At 73.3% G+C, this 22,301-nt stretch carries 22 protein-coding genes, 2 pseudogenes and 1 riboswitch; of the genes and pseudogenes, 13 read left to right on the forward strand and 11 right to left on the reverse strand.

Features of this window, described 5'->3' with window-relative positions; all coding sequences use genetic code 11:
• Nucleotides 1–95: 95 nt before the first annotated feature.
• From AC5WS8_RS09870 to AC5WS8_RS09890, 5 genes are all read right to left on the reverse strand, one after another.
• Nucleotides 96–1,019, reverse strand: a complete 924-nt coding sequence (locus tag AC5WS8_RS09870; protein ID WP_496102941.1) for an LLM class F420-dependent oxidoreductase — start codon at nucleotides 1,017–1,019, stop codon at nucleotides 96–98.
• 197 nt (nucleotides 1,020–1,216) lie between these two features.
• Complete coding sequence (locus AC5WS8_RS09875) at nucleotides 1,217–1,693, reverse strand: DUF6099 family protein (protein ID WP_496102942.1); 477 nt, start codon at nucleotides 1,691–1,693, stop codon at nucleotides 1,217–1,219.
• A gap of 177 nt (nucleotides 1,694–1,870) precedes the next feature.
• Complete coding sequence (locus tag AC5WS8_RS09880; RefSeq protein ID WP_496102943.1) at nucleotides 1,871–2,224, reverse strand: nucleotide pyrophosphohydrolase; 354 nt, start codon at nucleotides 2,222–2,224, stop codon at nucleotides 1,871–1,873.
• A complete protein-coding gene (locus tag AC5WS8_RS09885; RefSeq protein WP_496102944.1) occupies nucleotides 2,221–3,414 on the reverse strand; it encodes an AAA family ATPase in 1,194 nt (397 codons plus the stop codon). The genes AC5WS8_RS09880 and AC5WS8_RS09885 overlap by 4 nt, the downstream gene beginning before the upstream one ends.
• Before the next feature lie 90 nt (nucleotides 3,415–3,504).
• Nucleotides 3,505–3,894, reverse strand: coding sequence for a cell division protein SepF (locus AC5WS8_RS09890; protein ID WP_496102945.1), 390 nt, complete (start codon nucleotides 3,892–3,894; stop codon nucleotides 3,505–3,507).
• Nucleotides 3,895–4,139: 245 nt separating this feature from the next.
• Here AC5WS8_RS09890 and AC5WS8_RS09895 point away from each other — a divergent pair.
• From AC5WS8_RS09895 to AC5WS8_RS09905, 3 genes and pseudogenes are all read left to right on the forward strand, one after another.
• A pseudogene (locus AC5WS8_RS09895) lies at nucleotides 4,140–4,307 on the forward strand (hypothetical protein); the annotation flags it as partial.
• A 135-nt stretch (nucleotides 4,308–4,442) separates the two neighbouring features.
• Nucleotides 4,443–7,233: pseudogene (locus tag AC5WS8_RS09900) on the forward strand (molybdopterin dinucleotide binding domain-containing protein); the annotation flags it as partial.
• Nucleotides 7,234–7,348: 115 nt separating this feature from the next.
• Nucleotides 7,349–9,049 (forward strand): hypothetical protein, encoded by a 1,701-nt coding sequence (locus AC5WS8_RS09905; RefSeq protein ID WP_496103151.1) that lies wholly within the window; start codon nucleotides 7,349–7,351, stop codon nucleotides 9,047–9,049.
• Between the two features lie 40 nt (nucleotides 9,050–9,089).
• Here the strand turns inward: AC5WS8_RS09905 and AC5WS8_RS09910 are convergent, their stop codons facing one another.
• Nucleotides 9,090–9,437 carry an ArsR/SmtB family transcription factor gene (locus AC5WS8_RS09910; RefSeq protein WP_496102946.1) on the reverse strand — a complete coding sequence of 116 codons (348 nt, stop codon included), beginning with the start codon at nucleotides 9,435–9,437 and terminating at the stop codon, nucleotides 9,090–9,092.
• Nucleotides 9,438–9,527: 90 nt separating this feature from the next.
• Nucleotides 9,528–9,735: riboswitch (cobalamin riboswitch) on the forward strand.
• Between the two features lie 28 nt (nucleotides 9,736–9,763).
• On the opposite strand from AC5WS8_RS09910, the gene nicT reads away from it, so the two are divergent.
• Nucleotides 9,764–10,867 carry a Nickel transporter NicT gene (gene nicT / locus AC5WS8_RS09915; protein ID WP_496102947.1) on the forward strand — a complete coding sequence of 368 codons (1,104 nt, stop codon included), beginning with the start codon at nucleotides 9,764–9,766 and terminating at the stop codon, nucleotides 10,865–10,867.
• Nucleotides 10,868–10,889: 22 nt separating this feature from the next.
• Here the strand turns inward: nicT and AC5WS8_RS09920 are convergent, their stop codons facing one another.
• Entirely contained in the window at nucleotides 10,890–11,648 is a 759-nt protein-coding gene (locus AC5WS8_RS09920) for a YcnI family copper-binding membrane protein (RefSeq protein WP_496102948.1), read from the reverse strand.
• A 41-nt stretch (nucleotides 11,649–11,689) separates the two neighbouring features.
• Nucleotides 11,690–12,304 (reverse strand): hypothetical protein, encoded by a 615-nt coding sequence (locus AC5WS8_RS09925; protein WP_496102949.1) that lies wholly within the window; start codon nucleotides 12,302–12,304, stop codon nucleotides 11,690–11,692.
• Between the two features lie 102 nt (nucleotides 12,305–12,406).
• Between AC5WS8_RS09925 and AC5WS8_RS09930 the strand changes: the two genes are divergently transcribed.
• The 7 genes from AC5WS8_RS09930 to AC5WS8_RS09960 all read left to right on the forward strand — a co-directional run bounded on the left by AC5WS8_RS09930 (nucleotide 12,407) and on the right by AC5WS8_RS09960 (nucleotide 17,743).
• On the forward strand, nucleotides 12,407–12,805 hold the full coding sequence (locus AC5WS8_RS09930; protein ID WP_496102950.1) for a TOBE domain-containing protein: 399 nt from the start codon (nucleotides 12,407–12,409) through the stop codon (nucleotides 12,803–12,805).
• Nucleotides 12,806–12,985: 180 nt separating this feature from the next.
• Nucleotides 12,986–13,804: a molybdate ABC transporter substrate-binding protein gene (gene modA, locus AC5WS8_RS09935; RefSeq protein ID WP_496102951.1), complete on the forward strand. Its 819-nt coding sequence runs from the start codon at nucleotides 12,986–12,988 to the stop codon at nucleotides 13,802–13,804.
• Nucleotides 13,801–14,652 (forward strand): molybdate ABC transporter permease subunit, encoded by an 852-nt coding sequence (gene modB, locus AC5WS8_RS09940; RefSeq protein ID WP_496102952.1) that lies wholly within the window; start codon nucleotides 13,801–13,803, stop codon nucleotides 14,650–14,652. The genes modA and modB overlap by 4 nt, the downstream gene beginning before the upstream one ends.
• Nucleotides 14,649–15,740, forward strand: a complete 1,092-nt coding sequence (locus tag AC5WS8_RS09945) for an ABC transporter ATP-binding protein (protein WP_496102953.1) — start codon at nucleotides 14,649–14,651, stop codon at nucleotides 15,738–15,740. The genes modB and AC5WS8_RS09945 overlap by 4 nt, the downstream gene beginning before the upstream one ends.
• A gap of 150 nt (nucleotides 15,741–15,890) precedes the next feature.
• Nucleotides 15,891–16,310, forward strand: coding sequence for a TOBE domain-containing protein (locus AC5WS8_RS09950; RefSeq protein ID WP_496102954.1), 420 nt, complete (start codon nucleotides 15,891–15,893; stop codon nucleotides 16,308–16,310).
• 117 nt (nucleotides 16,311–16,427) lie between these two features.
• The gene (locus AC5WS8_RS09955; RefSeq protein ID WP_496102955.1) at nucleotides 16,428–17,093 is read left to right on the forward strand and encodes a DedA family protein; all 666 of its coding nucleotides are present in this window, start codon (nucleotides 16,428–16,430) and stop codon (nucleotides 17,091–17,093) included.
• Nucleotides 17,090–17,743 carry a phosphatase PAP2 family protein gene (locus tag AC5WS8_RS09960; protein WP_496102956.1) on the forward strand — a complete coding sequence of 218 codons (654 nt, stop codon included), beginning with the start codon at nucleotides 17,090–17,092 and terminating at the stop codon, nucleotides 17,741–17,743. Before AC5WS8_RS09955 ends, AC5WS8_RS09960 begins: the two co-directional genes overlap by 4 nt.
• Nucleotides 17,744–17,801: 58 nt before the next feature.
• On the opposite strand, the gene AC5WS8_RS09965 is transcribed toward AC5WS8_RS09960, so the two are convergent.
• Together AC5WS8_RS09965 and AC5WS8_RS09970 are read right to left on the reverse strand one after the other, a co-directional pair.
• On the reverse strand, nucleotides 17,802–18,773 hold the full coding sequence (locus AC5WS8_RS09965; RefSeq protein ID WP_496102957.1) for a lysylphosphatidylglycerol synthase transmembrane domain-containing protein: 972 nt from the start codon (nucleotides 18,771–18,773) through the stop codon (nucleotides 17,802–17,804).
• Nucleotides 18,770–20,314: a hypothetical protein gene (locus tag AC5WS8_RS09970; protein WP_496102958.1), complete on the reverse strand. Its 1,545-nt coding sequence runs from the start codon at nucleotides 20,312–20,314 to the stop codon at nucleotides 18,770–18,772. The genes AC5WS8_RS09965 and AC5WS8_RS09970 overlap by 4 nt, the downstream gene beginning before the upstream one ends.
• Nucleotides 20,315–20,579: 265 nt before the next feature.
• Between AC5WS8_RS09970 and AC5WS8_RS09975 the strand changes: the two genes are divergently transcribed.
• Together AC5WS8_RS09975 and AC5WS8_RS09980 are read left to right on the forward strand one after the other, a co-directional pair.
• Nucleotides 20,580–20,981 carry a BlaI/MecI/CopY family transcriptional regulator gene (locus AC5WS8_RS09975; protein ID WP_496102959.1) on the forward strand — a complete coding sequence of 134 codons (402 nt, stop codon included), beginning with the start codon at nucleotides 20,580–20,582 and terminating at the stop codon, nucleotides 20,979–20,981.
• Nucleotides 20,978–21,880, forward strand: a complete 903-nt coding sequence (locus AC5WS8_RS09980) for a M48 family metalloprotease (protein ID WP_496102960.1) — start codon at nucleotides 20,978–20,980, stop codon at nucleotides 21,878–21,880. Before AC5WS8_RS09975 ends, AC5WS8_RS09980 begins: the two co-directional genes overlap by 4 nt.
• 69 nt (nucleotides 21,881–21,949) lie before the next feature.
• Here the strand turns inward: AC5WS8_RS09980 and tatA are convergent, their stop codons facing one another.
• Nucleotides 21,950–22,216, reverse strand: a complete 267-nt coding sequence (gene tatA / locus AC5WS8_RS09985; protein WP_496103152.1) for a Sec-independent protein translocase subunit TatA — start codon at nucleotides 22,214–22,216, stop codon at nucleotides 21,950–21,952.
• Nucleotides 22,217–22,301 lie beyond the last annotated feature (85 nt).

A 22,301-nucleotide genomic window follows, 5' to 3' on the forward strand; every position in this document is an offset into this window, starting at 1 on the left:
GCCGCGGGGCACCGGGGACCACCGGATTTCGGACCCGCGCCGATCGTGCCGCCCCGCCCCAGGGCGGGGCCAACACGCCCCGGAGGCCGTCCCGGCTACGGCAGCTGGGACTGGACCCGGGAGGAGATCAGCTCCAGGTGGTCCAGGTCGTCCAGGTCGAGGACCTGGAGGTAGACACGCTGGGCGCCGATCTGCGCGTACCGGCCGATCTTGTCGACGACCTCGGCCGGGGTGCCCGCCAGGCCGTTGGCCTTCAGTTCGTCGACCTCGCGCCCGATCGCGGCGGCGCGGCGCGCCACCTCCTGGTCGTCCTTGCCGACGCAGACCACGAGCGCGGTGGAGTACGTCAGGGCGTTCGGGTCCCGTCCGGCCTCCTCGGCGGCGGCCCGGACCCGGCCGAACTGGCGCTCGCTGTCCTCGAGCGACCCGAACGGGATGTTGAACTCGTCGGCGTGGCGTGCGGCGAGCCGCGGGGTGCGGGTGGCGCCGTGGCCGCCGATGAGCACCGGGATCCTGTCCTGGGCGGGCTTGGGCAGGGCGGGCGAGTCGGTCAGGTCGTAGTACTTCCCGTGGAAGTCGAAGGTCTCGCCGGTCCTGGTCGCCCACAGTCCGGTGACGATCTCCAGTTGCTCCTCGAGGCGGGCGAACTTCTCCGCCGGGAACGGGATGCCGTACGCCTTGTGCTCCTCCTCGAACCAGCCCGCGCCCAGGCCCAGTTCCACGCGGCCGCCGGACATCTGGTCGACCTGGGCGACCTGGATGGCGAGGACGCCGGGGAGCCGGAAGGTGGCGGCGGTCATCAGCGTGCCGAGGCGGATGCGGCTGGTCTCACGGGCAAGGCCCGCCAGGGTGATCCAGGCGTCGGTGGGGCCGGGGAGGCCGTCCACGTTGCCCATCTTCAGATAGTGGTCGGAGCGGAAGAAGGCATCGAAGCCGAGGTCCTCGGTGGCCTTGGCGACAGCGAGGAGGGTGTCGTAAGTGGCGCCCTGCTGGGGCTCGGTGAAGATGCGAAGATCCATGCGTCCATCCTGCACGTCGCACACCGGTCGGCCGAATCTTCCCGCTTCCTCCCCGCGGCTCCGGACGGGTGAACATCGGTCCATCCGACGGGCCGATGTGCGGATGATCGGTGGCTGAGCCGCCGCGGCACTGCCGGGCCGGACCGAACGGCGCCCCGCTCAGCCCACCGCGAGGGCCGGACCGAACGGCGCCGCGCTCAGCCCGGCGCCCGGTCCCGCTCCCGTATCTCGCCGTCTCTCGCCGCCAGCCGGCGCAGCATCTCCCTGACCCGGTCCCTCGACTCGTCCGCCGCGTCTATCGCCTCCATGCACTGCCAGTACGTGCTCTCGTCGTCCGCCGCGCTCGCCACCGCGACGAGGGCCATGCCCAGTTCCATGAGGAGGGAGCCGAGGTCGAGGAGCGCCTTGCGGGCGTCGCCCAGCTCGGTGAGCTGGGCCGCTCGCAGATGCGCCACGTCGACGGGCGGGGTGTCCAGCACACCGCAGCCCCTGCCCGCCAGCTCGGTCAACCCCAGTGCCTCCCCGCGCAGTTCGGGCGGGCCGGAGACCGCCAAGCGGCTGCCGATCGCCTGCGCCAGGGCGTATGCCTGCCAGGCCTCCGCAATGATCGTCGGCCCGTCCTCGCTCTCCGCCAGGGCGCGCCTGCTCGCCACGATGAGCCGCACCGCATCCATGACCTGCCCCCGCTCTGTCCGACGCGCACTCCCGCACGTCTGCCCGAACTCCGGTGTCCGCTACCCAGAGTGAGGGAACCCGGGCCGAAAAGCCAGAGCTGGTACGAAATCTGTGGACAACCAGGGGGATGTGGACAACTCAACGACTCCGGAGAGTGACGACCCGGGCCGCTGTGATCATTTCTTGCCGGGTGCCGGAAACCTCTCCTCGTTGCGGTCGATCTTCGCGTCCAGCGCCGCGAGCGCGTCGATGCCCAGCACCTCGCACAGCTGGAGCAGGTACGCCAGGACGTCCGCGACCTCGTCCGTGACCCGGCGGGCCGTGTCCGGGTCCTCCATGACGCGCGCCGACTCCTCCGGCGTCAACCACTGGAAGATCTCGACGAGTTCGGACGCCTCCACGCTGAGCGCGGCCACCAGGTTCTTGGGAGTGTGGTAAGGCTGCCAGTCGCGGGCCGCCGCGAAGTCGGCGAGCCGGCGCTGCAGCCGCGCCACGGTCAGGTCCTTGCGCTGCCCCGGTTCCTCTGTCACGCGCTCAGGTCTACCACCGTCACCCCGTCCACCCCCGGCGCCCGGGACGTCTCGCTCACCGCGCCCACGAGCCGGATGTGCCCCCGCTCGCACATCCGTGCCGCCAGCCGGAGCAGTTCGCGCGCCTGCCGACGGTCCATACCGCGGTCGAATCCGTCCGCCAGCACCGTGAGAGTCTGCAGCGCCGCCGGCACCTCTCCGGCCGGGTCGACCTCCAGGACGCCCGGGCCGGTGAGCAGGACGAGGGCCAGGGCCAGGTACCGCAGTTCGCCCTCGCCCAGCAGCCGCAGCGGGGTGCGCCGCCCGTCGCCGCGGTCGAGCAGCGCGCGGACCGTGCCGTCCCCGAGCGGCTGGGCCAGCAGGTCGACGACCTCCCCCGCGCACCCGGCCGCGACCGCGGCGGTCAGCAGCGCGTGCCGTCGGCCGCACTCCGCGCGCGTGCGCCACAGGACGTCCGCGAGGTTGCCGCAGTCCGGCAGCAGCCGGCCCGCGCCCAGCGGGACGGGGTCGCGCATCCGCCCGGGGCTCGGGTCGCAGGCGAAGACCGATCGCAGGGCCACCACCGTCTGCTCGGCGGCGGCGAGCACCCGGCGCTGGCCGTCGGTCTTGCCGGCGACGCGCAGCGGCAGCAGGGCGGTGCCGAGGCGGTCGTCGGGGAGCGGACCCCGGGTGACCGGGGTGGCGCCGGCGGTGTGCCAGGCCGCCTGCACCACCGGGCGGCGCGGGTCGCGCAGCGCGGTCTCCAGCAGGACGAGACCGCCGGAGGTCAACCGCTCGCCGACGACGCGCAGTTCGGGCTCGGCCTGCACGGCGACGTCGAGCCGGACGGGTCCCTGCGGGCCGTCGGCCGTGCAGCCGATCCGGAAGCCGCGCCGCCGCTGGGCGTCGGGCCGCGCCCGCTCGGGCACGCAGGCCACCGGGTCGGGGAACACCTCCGCCAGCTCCGCACCGCCGCCGAGCCGAGCGAGCGCCTCGTACGCCTGCAACGCGCGCGACTTGCCCGAACCGCTCGGCCCGGCGAACAGCGTGAGGGGGCCCAGCGGGAAGGTGGCCCGCCGATGCCCGGCGAAGGCGGACAGCCGCAGTTCCGTCACGCACGGCCGGTCCGGGCGCGGTCCGGGGGCAGCGGCTTGCCGAGAGACAGCGGGCGCGGCTTGCTCAGGGGCGGCGGGCACGGGTGACGCGGTCATAACCGGCACCGTAGGTCTCCCGCCGCGCGGCGAACCGTTCCGGCCCCGCGGGCTTCCTACGATCGAGCGATCGACCGGCCCGTCGGGAGCTCAGGCCCCGGGAACCCCCGCCTCCGCCATGAGTCCCCGCACCTCCGTGCCCCGCGGTGTCAGCAGGAACACGTTGCGGTCCACCCGGTGCATCGCGCTGGACAGGCCGAAGACGACGCCCGTGCTGAAGTCCAGGACCCGCTTGGCGACGTCCGTCTCCGCACCGGTGAGGTCGAGCAGGACCGGCACGCCCGCCATCAGGGTCTCGGCGACGTCGCGGGCGTCCGCGAACACATTGACCCTGAGGACGACGAAGCGGCGGCGCGCCTCGGTCTCCGCCTCGGGCAGCGCGCGGTGGCCGACCGCCGACGGCCAGGCGTCCCGGCCCCGCAACGGCACGACCTGAGCGAGCCCTTCCCACTGTTCGTCGGTGACATCGTGGCTGTTCACCGGCCCTCCCCGTGTTGGCTCGCACTCATCGTCTGCACCGGGCAATTCTTACGCATGGTCACCCGTTCGGCCCAACAGCGACACGGACCGCGACACTCCCTGCGGTCACTTCGGTCGACCGGCGCCCCTCCAGTGCCACCCCGACGCCGCCTCACACCGGCCCGGTGCGCGATGTGCAGGGCGCGTAACGGCTCAAGATCGCGGCGCGTGACATCCGCGTAACGGGCAATTCGCACGGTCGACGCATGACCACGAGCCCCGGAACGCAGCGGATACGGACCGTCTGCTCGTACTGCGGCGTCGGCTGCGGGATCGTGCTCGACATCGCGACCGGTCCCGACGGGCGCCGTCGCGTCGTCAAGGCGTCCGGTGACAAGGAGCACCCCGCCAACCGCGGCCGGCTGTGCACCAAGGGCGCGACCACCGCGGAGATGCCGGCGGCACCCGGGCGGCTGACCACGGCCCTGGTGCGCGACGACCGGGGCGCGGAGCCGGTGCCCGCTCCTGTGGACGCAGCCGTGCGCGAGACCGCGCGGCGGCTGCGGGAGATCGTCGACGAGCACGGTCCGGACGCCGTCGCCTTCTATGTGTCGGGCCAGCTGAGCCTCGAGGCGCAGTACCTGGCCAACAAGCTGGCCAAGGGGTTCGTACGGACGAACCAGATCGAGTCGAACTCGCGGCTGTGCATGGCGAGCGCGGGCGCCGGATACAAGCTGTCGCTGGGTGCCGACGGGCCGCCGGGGTCGTACGACGACCTGGACAAGGCGGATGTGTTCCTGGTCATCGGCTCGAACATGGCCGACTGCCATCCGATCCTCTTCCTGCGGCTGATGGACCGGGTCAAGGCGGGGGCCAAGCTGATCGTCGTCGATCCCCGGCGCACCGCGACCGCCGCGAAGGCGGACCTGTTCCTGCAGATACGCCCCGGCACCGACCTCGCCCTGCTGAACGGGCTGCTGCACCTGCTGCACGAGAACGGGCACACGGACACGGACTTCATCACCCGGCACACCGAGGGCTGGGAGGCGATGCCCGCCTTGGGCCGCCTTCCACGCGCGGCCCCACCTGCCGCCCGCCGAACTGCCGGACGACGACTTCCCCTTCCTGCTGAACACCGGGCGGGTGCAGCACCAGTGGCACACGCTGACCAGGACGGGGAAGGTCGAGAAGCTCAACAAGCTCAATCCGGGGCCGTTCGTGGAGGTGCACCCCGAGGACGCGGCGGGGCTGGGGATCGCGGACGGCGACCCCGTGGAGGTGGCCTCGCGGCGCGGACGGGCCGTGCTGCCGGCGGCGGTGACGGACCGGGTGCGGCAGGGCTGCTGTTTCGCCCCGTTCCACTGGAACGACCTCTTCGGCGAGTATCTCAGCGTCAACGCGGTGACCAGCGACGCGGTCGACCCGGTCTCCTTCCAGCCGGAGTTCAAGGTGTGCGCGGTGGCGCTGGCGAAGGTGGCCGAGCCGGCACCCGCGAACCCTCCGGCGCCCTCCGCCGCGACCGCCCCCCAGGCCCGGCCTCCCGCCCCCGCCGCCGACCCCTTCGGTCTCGCCCCCGCCCCTCCCCCGGTCCTGACCGCCCAGGAGCGCCAGTACCTCACCGGCTTCCTCGCCGGCCTGGGCTCCGGCGCCCCCGGTGTGCCCGTGCTGCCGCGGGACGCGCCCTTCAGCCCCGAGCACGCGCTGTGGGTCAACGGTGTCCTGGCCGGGATGTACTCCCGGGCGGGCAGCACCTCCCAGGGACCGGCCGGCCGCGAGGTCGTGGTGCTGTGGGCCTCACAGACCGGCAACGCGGAGGAGTTCGCCGCGGCCACCGCCCAGCGGCTCACCGCGACCGGGTACCGGGCCACCCTGGTCGGCATGGACGAGGCCGACGTCGGCGGACTGCCGCGTGACGCCGATCTGTTGCTGATCACCAGTACGTTCGGCGACGGCGACGCGCCCGACAACGGCTCCGGCTTCTGGGCCGCCCTCTCCGGCCACCGGGCACCGCGCCTGGACGGTGTGCGCTACGCCGTGCTGGCCTTCGGCGACTCGTCGTACGACGACTTCTGCGGACACGGGCGCCGCCTGGACACGCGGCTGCAGGAGCTGGGCGGGGTGCGCCTCGCGCCGCGCACCGACTGCGAACCCGACTACGAGCCGTCCGCGGGCGCCTGGCTGGAGTCGGTGCTGGCGGCGCTCGGCGGTGCCCCGGCGCCGGCCCCCGCGCAGCCGAAGCAGGGCAAACCCGCCCAGTCGACCGCCCGTCTCGTCGGCAACCGGCTGCTCAGCCTGCCCGGGGCGGGCAAGGAGGTGCGCCGGTTCACGTTCGACACCAGGGAGGCCGGACTCACCTACGAGGCCGGGGACGCGCTCGGTGTGCGGCCGGTCAACTCTCCCGGCCCGGTGGAGGAATGGCTGGCGGTGACGGGGATCGACCGCGACGCCGCCGTGGAGGTGGCGGGAGCCGGCGAGGTGCCCTTCGGCGAAGCCCTGCTCGGGCATCTCGACATCACCCGGATCACCCCGGACCTACTGCGCTTCGTCGCCGAACGGACCCGGGACGACCGGGAGCTGCGGCAGCTGCTGCGCCCCGACAACAAGGACGGCCTGGCGCGCTGGTGCTGGGGGCGGCAGGCCGTCGACGTGGCGGCAGAGTACGCGGTGCGGGCCTCGGCCGGGGAGTGGGCCGAAGTGCTCAAGCGGTTGCGGCCCCGGCTCTACTCGATCTCGTCGAGCCCGCTCGTCGACCCGCACCGGGTGTCGCTGACCGTGTCCGTGGTGCGCTACGAGAGCCTGCGCGGGCGGCCCCGCGCCGGGGTGTGCGGCGGGTTCCTCGCCGATGCGGAACCAGACACTCCGGTGCCGGTCTTCGTGCGGCGCTCGCCCCACTTCCGGCCGCCGGCGGACGCCTCCACCCCGATGGTGATGGTCGGACCCGGCACCGGGGTCGCCCCTTTCATGGGTTTCCTCCAGGAACGCCGCGAGCTCGGGCACACCGCGCCGAACTGGCTCTTCTTCGGGGAGCAGCACCGCGCCACCGACTTCTCCTACGCGGAGGAGCTGACGAAGCTGCGGGAGGACGGCGTGCTCACGCGTCTCGACACCGCCTTCTCCCGCGACCAGCGCGCCAAGGTCTACGTCCAGGACCGGATGCGCGAGCACGGCCCCGAGCTGTGGCACTGGCTCCGGGAGGGCGCCCGCTTCTACGTCTGCGGGGACGCCTCCCGCATGGCCAAGGACGTCGACCGGGCGCTGCGGGACATCGCCGCCCTGCACGGCGGCCTGAGCGAGGCGGAGGCGGCCGCGTACGTGAAACAGCTGGCGGCGGAGAAGCGGTACGTGCGGGACGTCTACTGACGTCCACCCGGGCCACACCGGAATCTTCATCTCCGGGCGCTCGGTGTTCATGCTGTCCACCTACGTTCCTGGCGTGCACTTGGCAGAAGTGAAGCCGTCGACAAGCACCCGGTGGGTGCGCCCGCTGGTGGCGCGGGGCAAGAACGAACCGGACCGGGGCCCCGCGCAGTGGCACCGCGTTCTCACGTTGCTCGCGAACATCAGCCTCTTCATCGGCACGCGCGGCGTGTGGAACAGCGCCGCCAGCCATGAGCCGCCGATCGCCGCGGTCGTCTCCGTCTGTTACGTGTCGATCCTGGTGACGGGCGTACTGACGCTGGTGGTGCGCAGCAGCCGCTCGCTGGCGCGCCTCGATCTGGTGGTGCTGGTCACGGGGATCACGCTCGTCTACTGCGCGGCCGGCGCGCTGCACGACTACAGCGACGAGTCGATCCTCACGATCCAGGCCGCCCGCGAGATGCTGCACGGCAACCCGGTGTACGGACAGGCCTGGCCCTGGCTGTTCGGGCACCACAGCACCGTCGCCTACACCCCGACGGTGGAAGGCGGCTACGACTTCACCTACGGCTATCCGCCGCTGACCGCCATGCTCACCGCGCCGCTGCTGTGGATCGGCCACGGCGCGCTGCCCGAGGTCCTGGTGCCCACCACCGCCATCGTCCTCGGCGCGATCGTCCTGTGGAAGATGCTGCCGACGCCGTGGCGCTCGGCGGCCACCATGGTCTGCCTGGGCTTCGGCATGATCCCGATGTACGCCCGCCTCGGCTACCCGGCGGTCCTCGCACTGGCCTTCCTGATCCCGGTGGTGGTGCGCTGGACGCGGATGGGCACGGGCGGCCCGGCCGACTGGGCGCGGGCGGCCTGTCTGGGCGCCGCCTGTGCAAGCCAGCAGTTGCCGTGGTTCGTGACGCCGTTCCTGCTCGCCGGTGTCTACGCGCTGCGGCGCGGCGAGCAGGGGGCGCGCGAGGCGGCCCTCGCGGTGGGGCGGATCGTGGGGATCGCCGCCGGTACGTGGCTGCTGGTCAACGGGTATTTCATCGTGACCGAGCCGCGCACCTGGATCGAGGGGATCGCGCTGCCGCTCATCCAGGGTGCGATCATCCACGGCCAGGGCCTGGTCGGCATCTCCCTGTACTACACCGACGGCAGCGACCTCCTGTCCTGGTACTCGCACGCGAGCATGCTGCTGGTGGCGGGCCTGCTGGCGCTGTTCGTGCTGTTCGTGCGCCGGCTGGGTCCGGCGGCGACCGTGCTGCCCTGGTGCGCGTTCTTCCTGGCGACCCGTTCGCAGGACGGCTACTACCTGATGATGACGCCGCTGTGGCTGGCGGCTGCTGTCACCGCGCCGCCCGCCGCGTTCGCCACCGCCTGGCAGCCCCGGCTGCTGCAGGGCCGACGGACGGCCCGCATGGTGCTGGCCGGGGCCCTGGTGGTGCCGGCCCTGGTGGCGGCGACGGTGGCGGCGACCGGGAAACCGCCGTTGCGGATGCAGGCCGTCGGCTCCACCCGGAAGGCCGCGACCGTGGAGACGCTCACCGTCCGCGTGGACAACACCGGCGGCTTCGCCGTCCGGCCCCACTTCATGGTGACGATCGGCCACGGCGCGAGCCTTTGGTGGAAGGTGCTCCAGGGCCCGTCGTCCGTCGGCGCCCACGCCACGGCCACTTACCGGATCCAGGCGCCGGGCAAGGGGTTCACCGTGCCCAGGAAGGGCGTCCGCGTTCGGCTGCGCGCCTTCACCGAGTCACCGCTGACGCTGTCCAGCCAGGACATCCACCTGGCACCGCACAAGGCCCCGGCCGCGCACAAGAAGTGAGCTGTCGGCGCGACAGCGGGCTGTCTGCGGTGAGTCCCCGTCAGGTCACCTGCTTCAGCAGCTCGTTCACCACGGGATCGATCACCCGGTAGCGGACGATCCGCCCCTCCTTCTCACCCGCCACCACCTCGGCCGTCCGCAGCAGCCGCAGCGCCTGCGAGACGGCCGGGTCGTTCATGCCGGTCGCCACCGCCAGGTCGGAGACCGCCAGCGGCCCGGCCCGGTGCAGGGCCAGCAGCAGGGCGAGCCGGCCGGGGTCGGCGAGCAGCGAGAAGCGTTCGGACCAGGTGCGTACGGCCTCTGGGGCGCCGATGGCCTCGATGGCCTCGCAGACCCGGTGGCCGTCGATGGTGCGCCTGCCGGCGCGGTCGGCGGGGACGAGATGCATGCGCACATCCTCCCAGGCACCCCCGTGTGATCTTCGATACCTCGGATACCTGCGCAACTGTGCAGTCTTGCAGGCGTTCTGACCCGGACCCTAAGGTGGTCGGGCCGTGGTGCTCGGGAAGACCGGTGAAAGCCCCCAGGGGGCTCAGGCCGGAGCGGCCCTCGCCACTGTGATCGGGGAGTTCCCGTCCCGTGCCGCCCGTACCCAGCGGGTGGCGCCACTGGCCGCCAGGCCGGGAAGGTTGGGACGGGCGCGTTGATCCGTCAGCCAGGAGACCGGCCACGGCATCTCACGAAGTGATCCACGAGGTGCTGGAGCGTGACCGTATGACCCTGACCGACCCCGCCCTGCCCGGGGCCGCCTCCTTCCGCTGGCGGCGCGAGGACACCGTGCGCACTGCCGGACTGCTGGCGGCGATAGCGGCCCTGCACGTGGTCGCGTTCGGAATCCTCTTCCTGCTGGTGGTACCGGAGCACTACCAGGTCGGCACCAAGGCGTTCGGCATCGGCCTCGGCGTCACGGCGTACACGCTGGGCATGCGGCACGCCTTCGACGCCGACCACATCGCCGCCATCGACAACACCACCCGCAAGCTGATGGCGGACGGCAAGCGCCCGGTGTCGGTCGGGTTCTGGTTCGCGCTCGGGCACTCCAGCGTGGTGGTCCTGCTCGCCCTGTTGATCGCGGGCGGGACCCGGCTCGCCGACCGTGTCACCAGCGAGCACTCGAGTACCCACCAGATCCTCGGGTTCATGGGGACGACGATCGCCGGCACGTTCCTCTACCTGATCGCCGCTCTCAACCTGCTCGCCCTGCTCGGCATCCTCAAGGTCTTCAGGGCGATGCGCGCCGGGACGTACGACGAGGGGGAACTCGAGCGGCACCTGGACTCCCGGGGGTTCATGCACCGGGTGCTCGGCCGCCTGACCAGGTCGATCTCACGTCCCGGCCAGATGTACCCGCTGGGTTTCCTCTTCGGGCTCGGCTTCGAAACGGCCACCGAGGTCACCTTGATGGTCATGGCGGGCTCGGGCGCGGCGGCCGGTCTGCCCTGGTACGCGATCCTGTGCCTGCCGCTGCTGTTCACCGCCGGGATGTGCCTTTTCGACACGCTCGACGGCACGTTCATGAACTTCGCCTACCAGTGGGCCTTCTCCAACCCGGTGCGGAAGGTGTTCTACAACCTCACGATCACCGGGCTGTCGATCGCGGTGGCCTTCCTGATCGGCACGATCGAGCTGGTCGGAGTGCTGCACGACAAGCTGGACCTCAGGGACGCGGTGACGGGCTGGATCGCCGGGCTCGACCTCGGCAACGTGGGCTTCGTCATCGTCGGGCTGTTCGTGGCCGTATGGGCGGCGGCGCTGGCGTACTGGCGGATCGCCAGGGTCGAGGAGCGCTGGCGTCCCCGTCCCGCCGACGGGCGCTGACGCCGGCAGGACGGGGACCCGGTCACTCGCCGCCGGAGGAGGCGGAGGCGCCGGTGGTGCGGCTGCGGGCGATCGCGAAGCCCGCGGCGGCAAGGCCGAGGACGCCGACGACAAGACCGGCGATCCCGAGCCCGCGGGCGGTGGAGTCGCTGGTGGCGGCGGCCTTCGTGGTGGCGGTGCCCGGCTTCTCCGCGCTGCCGGCGGGCGCCGCGGTGGAAGCGCCGCCCTCCGCCGTGCCCTTGGCGGTCAGCTGGAGCACCGGTGCCGGGTTCTCCGGCTCGTCCTGCCCCTTCTGGGCCTCCTCGATCCAGCGGACGACGTTTCCGTCGGAGTAGGTCTGCAGTGTCTTGAACGTCAACTGATCGGTGTTCTCGGGAAGTTGACCGAAGGCCACGTTGAAGTCCTGGTACTGGCCGTGCCGGATGCGGCCGCCGGTCCAGGTGATCTGGGAGACCGCGTCGGTGATGGTTCCGTCGTCCGTCTTGACCGGGTTCTTGAGCTTGGTGGTGGTCACCTGCGCGGTCCAGCCGTCCTGCGGGGTGACCAGCACGCCCAGGATCGGGTGGTCGGTGGGCAGGAAGACCTGCACCTTGGTGGTCGCGGCGGTGTCCTCCTCGTTGGGCACCCGGAAGGTCAGCACACCGTCCGTCGCCCCCTTGGCGTAGCTCTCGGGATGGACGGTGACATGGGCGAAGGCCGCGCCGGCCGCGGTGAGGACACCGGCTGCGGTGAGCGCGGCGACGGTGGTGGCGCGGCGCAGGGTGGTACGCATGCGGGACATGGGTGAGCAAGCTCCGTACTGGTGCTGGGAGTGGGGGGGGTTCAGACGGTGTACGGGGCTGCTGGTGGCGGGCCGCGCCGGTACAGGGCGTGGCGGAGCAGCGCCTGCCCCGGGAGCCGGCGCCGGTGGGCGTACGGGCGCGGCGGCCCGACGTACGCGGGCAGCGGTGCCGTACGCCACCGGACGGCGAGGCGCGGGACGAAGGCGGCGGCCTTGCGCAGCAGCGACCACAGGGCGGCCTCACCGCGCCGCAGGCACCAGGAGGCCAGCAGGGCGGCGACCAGGTGTGCGGCGACGGCGTGCGAGGTCATGAGGCGCGGCGCGGCGGCCATGGGCATGCCAGGCATCCCGGGCATCATGCCCGGGATACCCATCGGCATCGGTACCGGCCCGGCCGCGTCGAAGGCGAGATGGAGCCCGCCCTGTACGACGAGCATGGCGAGGGCGATGCCGGGCAGCGAGCGCTCACGCCCGGCGAGCGCCGCTCCGGCGGCGAAGACGGGCAGGAACCCGGCCGCGTCCGCCCACACCGGCGGCACCGTGCCGGTGGCCACCGTGTGTCCGCCGACTGCGAGCAGCACGCACACGACGGCGAACACCGCCGCGCGCAGGCCCCGCACCGTCCAGGACACGTCCATGAGGTGGGATCCTGCCACGCGGACACCCTTGATCAAGCCCGTTTCCGCAGATCCGGCGCGCCCGGGGCACCCCGGGGGCGCGTTGCGGACGGGGGGGCGCGGACGCCTATCGTGGCGCGCATGCAGTCCTACACGATCGGTCAGGCAGCCCGGCTGCTCGGGGTCAGCCCGGACACCGCGCGGCGGTGGGCGGACGCGGGGCGGGTGGCGACCCGGCGCGACGAGAGCGGGCGGCGGGTCATCGACGGCGGGGATCTGGCCGCGTTCTCGGTGGAGCTGGCGCGTGGCGGCACCGGCGAGGAGGACGCCCCCTCGTACACCTCGGTCCGCAACGCCTTCCCGGGCATCGTCACCGCCGTGAAGCTCGGTGACGTGGCCGCCCAGGTGGAGATCCAGGCGGGCCCGCACCGCCTGGTGTCCCTGCTGACCCGGGAGGCCGTGGAGGAACTCGGCCTGGAGGTCGGCATGGAGGCCACCGCCCGGGTGAAGTCGACGAACGTCCATGTCGACACGGCCTGAGACCCTCGCCCCACAGCACCTCCGGCACCTCCGCGTGAACGCACATGCCCACCACCGTCACCCGGAGTCCCGGCTCTTGCGATGCCACGGGGCTCTTCCAGGTCGCATCTGCGCCGGTATGATCGGCGCATCGGAGGGGTGTGCTGCTCCCTCCCGGACGACAGAGGGAGTGGACCCGTGATGATCCGTTCCGTGCGCCGGCTGGGCCGGACGGCGCGGGTGACCGGCGCCGGGGCCGCCGCGCTGCTGGCCCTGACCGCCTGCTCCTCCTCGTCGGACTCCCCCGGGTCGGCGGCGTCCGCCGCGCCCTCGTCGCCGAAGGTGTACGGCACGGTCACGGTCTTCGCCGCCGCCTCCCTCAAGGAGAGCTTCACGGCCCTGGGCAAGGAGTTCGAGAAGGAGCACCCCGGCACGAAGGTGTCCCTCAGCTTCGGCGGCAGCGACACCCTCGCCGCGAGCATCACCGGCGGCGCTCCCGCGGACGTCTTCGCGGCGGCGAGCCCGAGGACCATGGCGATCGTGACGGACAAGGGGGACACGGCCACCTCCCCGGTCACCTTCGTGCGCAACCGGCTGGAGATCGCCACCCTGCCGGGCAACCCGGACAAGGTCTCCTCCCTGAAGGACCTCACCAGGTCCGGCCTGAAGGTCGTCCTGTGCGACAAGACCGTGCCGTGCGGGGCCGCCGCGCAGAAGGCGCTGGCCGCCAGCGGTCTGAAGCTGACGCCGGTGTCGTACGAACAGGACGTGAAGAGCGCCCTGAACAAGGTGGAACTGAAGGAGGCCGACGCCGCGGTCGTCTACCGGACCGACGTGAGGGCGGCGGGTGACAAGGTGCGGGGCGTGGAGTTCCCCGAGTCCGCCCGGGCCGTCAACGACTACCCGATCGCCCTGCTGAAGAACGCGCCCAACGCGGAGGCGGCGAAGGCGTTCGTCTCACTGGTGACCTCCGCCGAGGGGCGCGAGGTCCTGACCGGGGCCGGGTTCCTCAAGCCATGACCGGGATCGACGCGTCCGGCGCCGCGGCCGACACCCTGGTGGGCGGACCGCGGCGCGCACGTGTCCGCCGGATCGGTGTTCCGCTGCCGCTGCTGCTGCCCGCGCTCGTGGGCCTGGCGTTCCTGCTGCTGCCGCTGGTGGCGCTGCTGGTGCGGACCCCCTGGCACACCCTGCCGGAGCAGCTGGCCTCCGCCGCGGTGTGGCAGGCGCTGCGGCTGTCCCTGGTGAGCGCCACCGCGGCGACCGCCGTGAGCCTGGTCCTCGGGGTGCCGCTGGCCTGGCTGCTGGCCCGTACGGACTTCCCGGGCCGGGGGCTCGTGCGGGCCCTGGTGACGCTGCCGCTGGTGCTGCCGCCGGTGGTGGGGGGCGTGGCTCTGCTGCTGGCGCTCGGCCGCAACGGCGTGGCGGGGCGGTGGCTGGACTCCTGGTTCGGGATCACCCTGCCGTTCACGACGGCCGGGGTGGTGGTCGCCGAGGCGTTCGTGGCGATGCCGTTCCTGGTCATCAGCGTCGAGGGCACGCTGCGGGCCGCCGATCCGCGCTACGAGGAGGCCGCGACGACGCTCGGCGCCTCCCGCTTCACCGCGTTCCGCCGGGTGACGCTTCCGCTGATCGCACCGGGCATCGCGGCCGGGGCGGTGCTGGCCTGGGCGCGGGCGCTCGGCGAGTTCGGGGCGACGATCACCTTCGCGGGCAACTTCCCGGGCCGTACGCAGACCATGCCGCTGGCCGTCTATCTGGCCCTGCAGAACGACCCGGCAGCGGCGATCGCGCTGAGCCTGGTGCTGCTGGCGGTGTCGATCGCGGTGCTGGCCGGGCTGCGGGACCGCTGGATGACGACGTCATGACCCGCGCCCACCAGGCCACCGGGCACCGCGCCCCCGCCGGCGCGCGCGACGACGGCCTCGACGCGCGGATCGTCGTCGAGCGCGGTTCCTTCCGGATCGACGTGGCGCTGACCGCCGCGCCCGGGGAGGTGGTCGCGCTGCTCGGGCCCAACGGCGCCGGGAAGAGCACCGCCCTGCGCGCGCTGGCCGGGCTGGTCCCGCTCTCCGGCGGTCATCTGCGGCTCGACGGGGCCGCGCTGGAGCGTACTCCGCCCGAGGCGCGCCCCGTCGGGGTCGTCTTCCAGGACTATCTGCTCTTCCCGCACCTGTCCGCGTTGGACAACGTGGCCTTCGGCCCGCGCTGCCGGGGCGCGTCCAAGGCCGAGGCGCGGGCGGTGGCCGCCGGGTGGCTGGAGCGCATGGGGCTCGCCGAGCACGCGGGCGCCAGGCCCCGCCGGCTCTCCGGCGGCCAGGCCCAGCGCGTCGCGCTCGCCCGGGCGCTGGCCGTCCGGCCCCGGCTGCTGTTGCTCGACGAACCGCTCGCCGCGCTCGACGCCCGCACCCGGCTGGAGGTGCGGGGCCGGCTCCGCCGCCATCTGGACGAGTTCGAGGCGGTGGCCGTGCTGGTCACCCACGACCCGCTGGACGCGATGGTCCTCGCCGACCGGCTGGTGGTCGTGGAGCACGGCCGGGTCGTCCAGGAGGGCATCCCCTCCGAGATCGCCCGCCGTCCGCGCACGGACTACATCGCCCAGCTCGTGGGACTCAACCTGTACCGGGGCACGGCGCAGGGACACGCCGTAGGACTCGACGCGGGATGCTCGATCACCACCGCGGAGGACCTGTCCGGACCCGTCTTCGTGGCGTTCCGGCCGAGTGCGGTGACCCTGTACCGGGACCGGCCGGACGGCTCCAGCGCCCGCAACCTGTGGTGCTGCGAGGTGGCGGGGCTCCAGACACACGGCGACCAGATCCGCGCCGACCTCACCGGTGAGCTCGCCCTGGCAGCGGATCTGACCACCGTCGCCGCCGCCGAACTCGGCCTGCATCCGGGCGCCACGGTGTGGGCCACGGTGAAGGCGGCGCAGACACACGCCTACCCGGCGTGAGGCCCACGCCTGCGCCGTGTCGGACGCGGATCGCGACGGATCCGGCCTGACGCGCCGCCCAAGGACGGCCCGCGCATCCCGTTACCGTGGAATCGGCCCGGACAGAATCGGCTATTCTCCCCGTTCTCCCCACTCCTACGAGGCCCGCGCATGAACCTGAGCATCCGCAACCGGATTCCCGGCACCGTCACGTCCGTCACCGTGGGCGACGCCATGGCGACCGTCAAGGTCAGGCTGGACGGAGGGCAGGACATCACGGCAGCGGTCACCAGAGAGGCGGTGGACGAGCTGGACCTCGCTCCGGGGGCCTCGGTGCACGCCCTGGTCAAGTCGACGGAGGTTTCGCTCGCGACCGCGGCGGTGGAAGGCGTTTCCATCCGGAACCAGATGCCCGGTACCGTCGACCGCATCACCACGGGAGAGGCCATGGCGGCGGTGAAGGTCACGATCGTGGGCGGAACGCTCACGGCCGCGATCACCAAGGACGCCGCGGAAGACCTCGGACTCCAGCCCGGTACCTCGGTCGTCGCGCTGATCAAGTCCACGGAGATCTCACTGGCGACGCCATGAGGGGAACGTCCGTCACCCGTTCATCGTCTACAGTTCAGTAGACGGTCTACATGAATGTAGTCAACCGCCGGGTGACGCCGCGTCGCGCCCGGCCCCGCACCGGAAGGGCTCGCGACGATGGCTTCAGCCTTGTCCCTCGGATCACAACTCGCGGTGAACGTGCTGGACGCCCAGTCCCTGCTCGCCGCCTTCGGGGTGCTGGGCGTGGGCGTGGTGATGTTCGCGGAGACCGGCCTGCTGATCGGGTTCTTCCTGCCCGGTGACTCCCTGCTGTTCACGGCGGGGCTGCTGTGCTCCGGCTCCGGGCAGCAAGGGGTGAAGCTGTCGCTGCCCGCGCTGCTTGTCGCCGCGGCGGTGGGCGCGCTCGCAGGGTCCCAGTGCGGTTATCTGCTCGGCCGCAAGGCGGGCGGCGCGCTGCTGGCCCGCAGCCGTTCGGCCCGCCTGCACGAGGGCGCGCACCGGGCCGAGGAACTCCTGAAGCGGTACGGACACGCGAAGGCGATCGTCCTGGCCCGCTTCGTCCCCGTGGTGCGCACGGTGCTGAACCCGATGGCGGGCGCGCTGCAGGTGCCGGTGCGCACCTTCACCGTGTGGCAGATGGCCGGCGGCCTCGTCTGGAGCCTCGGGCTGCCCCTCGCCGGGTACGCCCTCGGCTCGTCCGTGCCGAATGTCGACAAGTACCTGCTGCCGATGGTCGCGTTGATCGTCCTGGTCTCCGTGATCCCGGTCGCCCTGGAGGTCCTGCGCTCCCGCCGGGCCGCCAAGGAGGGTGCCCGCGGATGACGTACGCCTTCGACGGCGCCCCGATCGACGGCTGGGCCTACACGGACGTGGTGAACCTGGCCCGTCGTGCCCCCTCCTGGCTGGACTCGCTGGTCTCGGCCTGGTCGACGTACGGGCTCGGGGTGTTCGCCGTGCTGATGGTCCTCGCCTGGTGGCGGGCCCGCCGCACCGGCTCCGGGGCCGCGCTGCCGGCGCTGACCGTGCCGCTGCTGGTGCTGCTGGCCTACGCCGTGAACTCCGCGCTGAAGCTGCTGGTCCGTGAGGACCGGCCCTGTCAGAGCCTGCACGTGAGCACACTGGAGACGTGTCCGGCGCCGGGCGACTGGTCGTTCCCGAGCAACCACACGGCGATCGCCGCTGCGGCAGCGGTCGCGCTGCTCCTCGTCTCGCGCCGGATCGGGTACGTCGCGCTGGTGGCGGCCGCTGCGATGGCGGTCGCCCGGGTCTGGGTCGGCGCCCACTACCCGCACGACGCGGTGGCCGGGTTCGTGCTGGGCGCCCTGGTCGCGTCGCTCACGATGATCCCCCTCAGCCGCCGCCCGGACGCTCTGGCCCACCGCCTTGCGACCACTCGGCTGCGTCCGCTGCTGACGGCCTCCACGACGCCCCGCCGGGACGCCGCCCCGGAGCGGACGGGCACCACGCCGTAGGGCCGGCCGGGGCCACGCGTCCGAGGTCTTCCCCATCGACCGCCCGGTGGGCACCGGGTCACAGCACTCTGCGCCGGACCAGCAGGCCCAGTACCAGCAGCCCCGGCAGCAGCGGCAGCCAGACCGTCAGCAGGCGGTAGCCGAGGACCACGGAGGCCGTCGCGGCGCCGGGTGCGCCGCTGACCGAGAGGGCGAGTGCGAGGGCGGCGTCCAGCCCGCCGATGCCGCCCGGGGTCGGCAGCAGGACCGCCGCGCTGCTCGCCACGAAGTAGGCCAGTGCCACCCGCCCGGGCGGCAGCGGTACGGCGAGGGACCGGGTCACCGCGATCACCACCAGCGCGTGCAGCGACGCGAAGGCGAGCGAGCCGCCCCACAGGGCCAGCGCCCGCCCGGGCAGCCGGTGCACGGCCCGCACGTCCGCCAGTACGGCCCCGGCGGCCCGGCGCACCGGCCCCGCCAGCAGCACCGCGAGCACCGCGGCCACCAGGACGGCGGCCACCACCAGGACCGTGGAGGCGCGCGGCAGGCGCAGCAGCCCGGGGCAGCCGAGGGCGAGGACGGCGATCAGCCCGCCGCGCGTCACGCCCCCCGCGGTGGCCTTGACCGCGAGCGCGGTCGCCGAGCGGGTCACCGGCAGCCCGCAGCGTGTCAGGAAGCGCAGGTTGACGGCGCCCGCGCCGACGCCCGCGGGCAGCAGGTGGTTGGCGGCGGACGCGGCGAACTGCACCGCCACCAGCCGCCCGCCGGGCAGTGTCTCGGGTACCGCGCCCTGCTGGGCGAGCGCCGAGCAGGCCCAGGTCCCCGTCGCGGCCGTCGCGCCGAGCAGCAGCCAGCCCGGGTCCGCGCCGGTGAGCCGGTCCGCACCCGACTCGATCACCGGCCAGTGGCGCAGGGCGAGCAGGGCCGCCGCGACGAGCACGGCCAGGGTGAGAGCCGCCTGCCAGGGGGCGCGGCTGCGCAGGACCCCGGCTCGGGCGGGCGCTGCCGGCCCCGCGTCCGGTGCCGCCTCGGTGACCGTCGGAGGAGTCATCCGTGCCCGCCCCCGGCCGTGGGCGAGACGAGGACGCGGACGCCGTCGACGGTGTGCGCGGTCCAGTCGCGCGCGTACGACGGCGGACGGTCGGTGGGGTTGCCCAGATGGGCCACGGGCATGTGGCGGGCGGCGTTCGCGATGCCGGCGGCGTCGCTGTTGGTGTTGGGGCCGCTGGTGGCGGCCGAGGCGCAGCCGGCGTAGAAGGCGATGGGCACGGCCTCGTTGCCGGTGATCAGACAGGGTGGGCGGACTCCGAGCCGGTGCAGGTCGGCGGCGGTGCGGGACCAGCCGCGGTGGTCGGCGGTGGTGCGGGCCACCGTCCGGTGCAGCACCGCGAACTGGACCGCCAGATGCCCGGCCAGCCCGATCGCCACCAGCGTCGCGGCGACCGGGCGCCACCGGCCGTCCCGTCCGGTGACCAGGTGCAGGAGCGCACCGGCGACCGGGATCGCGAGCAGGGCGTAGGCGGGAAGGAGGAACCGGGGCGCGGCGTAGCCGATGAGAAAGAGGTACGGGAAGGCGGCCGTCGCCGCGCAGGCCAGTGGCACCAGGGTGCGGGAGGCCCGGTCGTCGAATTCCCCTCGTCCCCCCGGAGGGTGGCCCGGGCGGCGGGAGCGGAGCGCGACGGCTGCCGCGAGCACGGCGAGCAGGGGCAGCACGAACCACCAGGCGGTCACCGCCGGATTGGGCAGCGGGCCGGCGCACGGTCGGCACAGGGCGCGCCCGCCGAGGCTGCGCAGCTGGTCGCCCACGGCGATGCTCCAGCCCAGGCCGCCCTGTATGCGCGCGCCCTCGGCGAGGCGGTGCAGCAGGCCCCCGTAGCCGACGTAGGCCTCGATGATCCACTCGGACGCGCCGGCGACCAGCCCGCCCACCAGGGCCAGCAGCAGCGACAGCCTGCGCCATCGCGGGAAGAACAGCGCCAGGACCAGCAGCGGCGCGGTGGCCCAGACACCGTCCGTGGGCCGCATCAACGTCATCAGTGCCGCGCCCGCGGCGAGTCCCCACAGGGCCGCCCGGTCGGTGGTGTCGGCGTGGGCGCGCAGGAAGCAGCCGGTGCCGGCCAGAGCACCGATCGCGACCCAGTAGTTGGGCATGACCTGCGGGCCGTAGAACAGGGTCACCCACAGGCTCGCGTACAGGGCGCCCCCCAGGGCGAGCACATGGGACGGGAACAGACCGCGCCAGAGGCGCAGCGCGAGGAACAGAGCGGCCGAGGAGAGCACCGCCAGGTAGACCCTGAGGAGTGCGGTGGAGGAGGACCACCAGGTGACGGGAGCGACCAGAAGGGATATGCCCCGCGCACGGGGGGCGCTGAAGTACGCGGCGGGGGCGTGCGCGCTGATCTGGCTGACATAGACCGTCTCGTCCCAGCCGAGTCCCATGCCCGGTCGTACGAGGACGAGCTGGGCCAGCGCGAAGGCGCACGCCATCGCGGCGATCAGGCCCTGGCCGCGGTCCCGCCACGACAGACCGGCCACCGACGGCGCTGCGAGCCGGCGGACGCCTGCGAGCGTGGTGCGCGAGCTGTTGGCCATGACCCACCTCTCGCCCCTACGGGCCGTAGGGGCATCACACCCTACAAAACGTAGGGTTGGCGATGGAAATCAGGAAAGAAGCAGGTAAAACACGGACAAGCTAACGCGGGCGGCGACGGGGTGCAGCGCGAAACCGGGGGTCACCCGGCCTGCTCGCGGGCACTTTTGCTCCAGTGGGGTGAACCGGGGCCGCGGCGGCGAGCGGCGGGCGGCGGCACGACATCGCGCCCCGCCACGCTCCCCTACGCGCTGTAAGGTTGCGGGCATGGCCGGCAGAGGCCCTGGGGGCAGGGCGGAACGACGCAGCAGCGGCGAGCTGGAGAGCGAGGTGCTCGCGACGCTCTGGGCCAGCGAGCAGGCGCTCACCCCGGCCGAGGTCCAGGCCGAGATCGACGGCGGCCTCGCCTACAACACCGTGCACACCATTCTCAAACGCCTGTACGACAAGGGGCTCGTGCTGCGGGACGTCGACGGGCGGCGCGGCGCGTACCGGCCCGCGAAGAACGCGGCCGAACTGACCGCCGAGGCCATGCACGAGGCACTGGACCGCGGCCCGGACCCGATCGCCACGCTCCAGCAGTTCGTCTCCGGCCTCAGCCCCGAGGAGGAACAGGCGCTGCGCGAGCTGCTCGGTGGGCGCCCCCTCCCCGGCGGTGGTCGCGCATGAAGATCGACGTCTACATCCCGCTCCTGCTCTCGCTGCTACTGGCCCTCCTCAGCCCGCTGGTCGGCCGGAGGGTGGCGCCCGCGCTCGCGGCCCGGGTACTGACGGTCTCCGCGGTGTTCACCGCGGCTGCCACCGTCTGGTCCCTGGTACTGCTCGCGGTGACCCTGCTGGGCCAGGTGCCGCCGGTCGTCGCGGACGTCCGCGAGGCCGGCCACCGGCCGCCGGACCCGGTCCCGGAGGCGATCGCGGTCGCCGCGACCCTGGCGCTCGCAGCGGTGGCCCTGCGCGCGTACCGGGCCGTCCGCGCCGAACGCGTGACGCGCCGCACGCTGCGGGCCCTGTGCGCCGGGCAACCGCCGGACACGGAACTGGTCGTCGCCGCCTCGCCCGTGCCGCAGGCGTTCGCCATCCCCGGCAGCGGCGGCGCGCCGGGACGGATCCTGGTCACCTCGGCGATGCTGAGCGCGCTGGAACCGGCGGAGCGCCGGGTGCTGCTGGCCCACGAGCGGGCCCATCTGAGCCACCGGCACGGGCTCCTGGTGACGGCCGTGGCGCTCGCCGCGGCGGCCGATCCGCTGCTGGCGCCCGTCCGCGCCACGGTGACGTTCCTGGTGGAGCGATGGGCCGACGAACGGGCGGCCGACGTGGTCGGGGACCGGGGCACCACGGCCCGCGCCCTGGCACGCGCCGCACTCAGCGCCGGGCGCCGCCCTCCGGCGTGCACGCTGAGCTTCACCGACCGCGCGGTCACCCGCCGCATCGCCGCCCTCCAGGCAGGCCCGCCCCCGCGCCTGTGGTCCCTGGCGGCGACCACGCTGGCGCTGGGCGCCCTGCCGGCACTGGGGGCGGCGGACGCGACGGGGGACCTGCTACGACTGCTGGGGCATGCACTGGTGTGACACGCCGGCCCCTCGGAACCCCGTCACTCCGTCAACCTCCTGACGACCACGCGGGGCTGAGAGGCGACCTCAGCGGGCCGCGTCACCCTCCCCCACCGGGCGGGCCGAGGCCGTCTCCCCGGGAGCCGCCTGGATCAGGCGCTGCGCCGACGGCTCGGCCGAGGCGGACTGCGCGCTGCCGCCGTCCTCCTTCATGGCCCGGGCCTCGCTCTTGAGGATGCGCATCGACCTGCCCAGCGCGCGAGCGGTGTCCGGGAGCTTCTTGGAGCCGAACAGCAGGATGATGACGATCGCCACGATCAGCAGATGCCAGGGTTCCAGGCCGTTGCGGAGCATCCCCGCCCACCCCTTCTCTTCCTCGGACCGGGTGCCCGCCCGGCGCGTGGCACCATGCGACATTGTTGCTATCTTGCGCAACTGT

It is taken from the genome of Streptomyces sp. PTL18 (assembly GCF_059510295.1).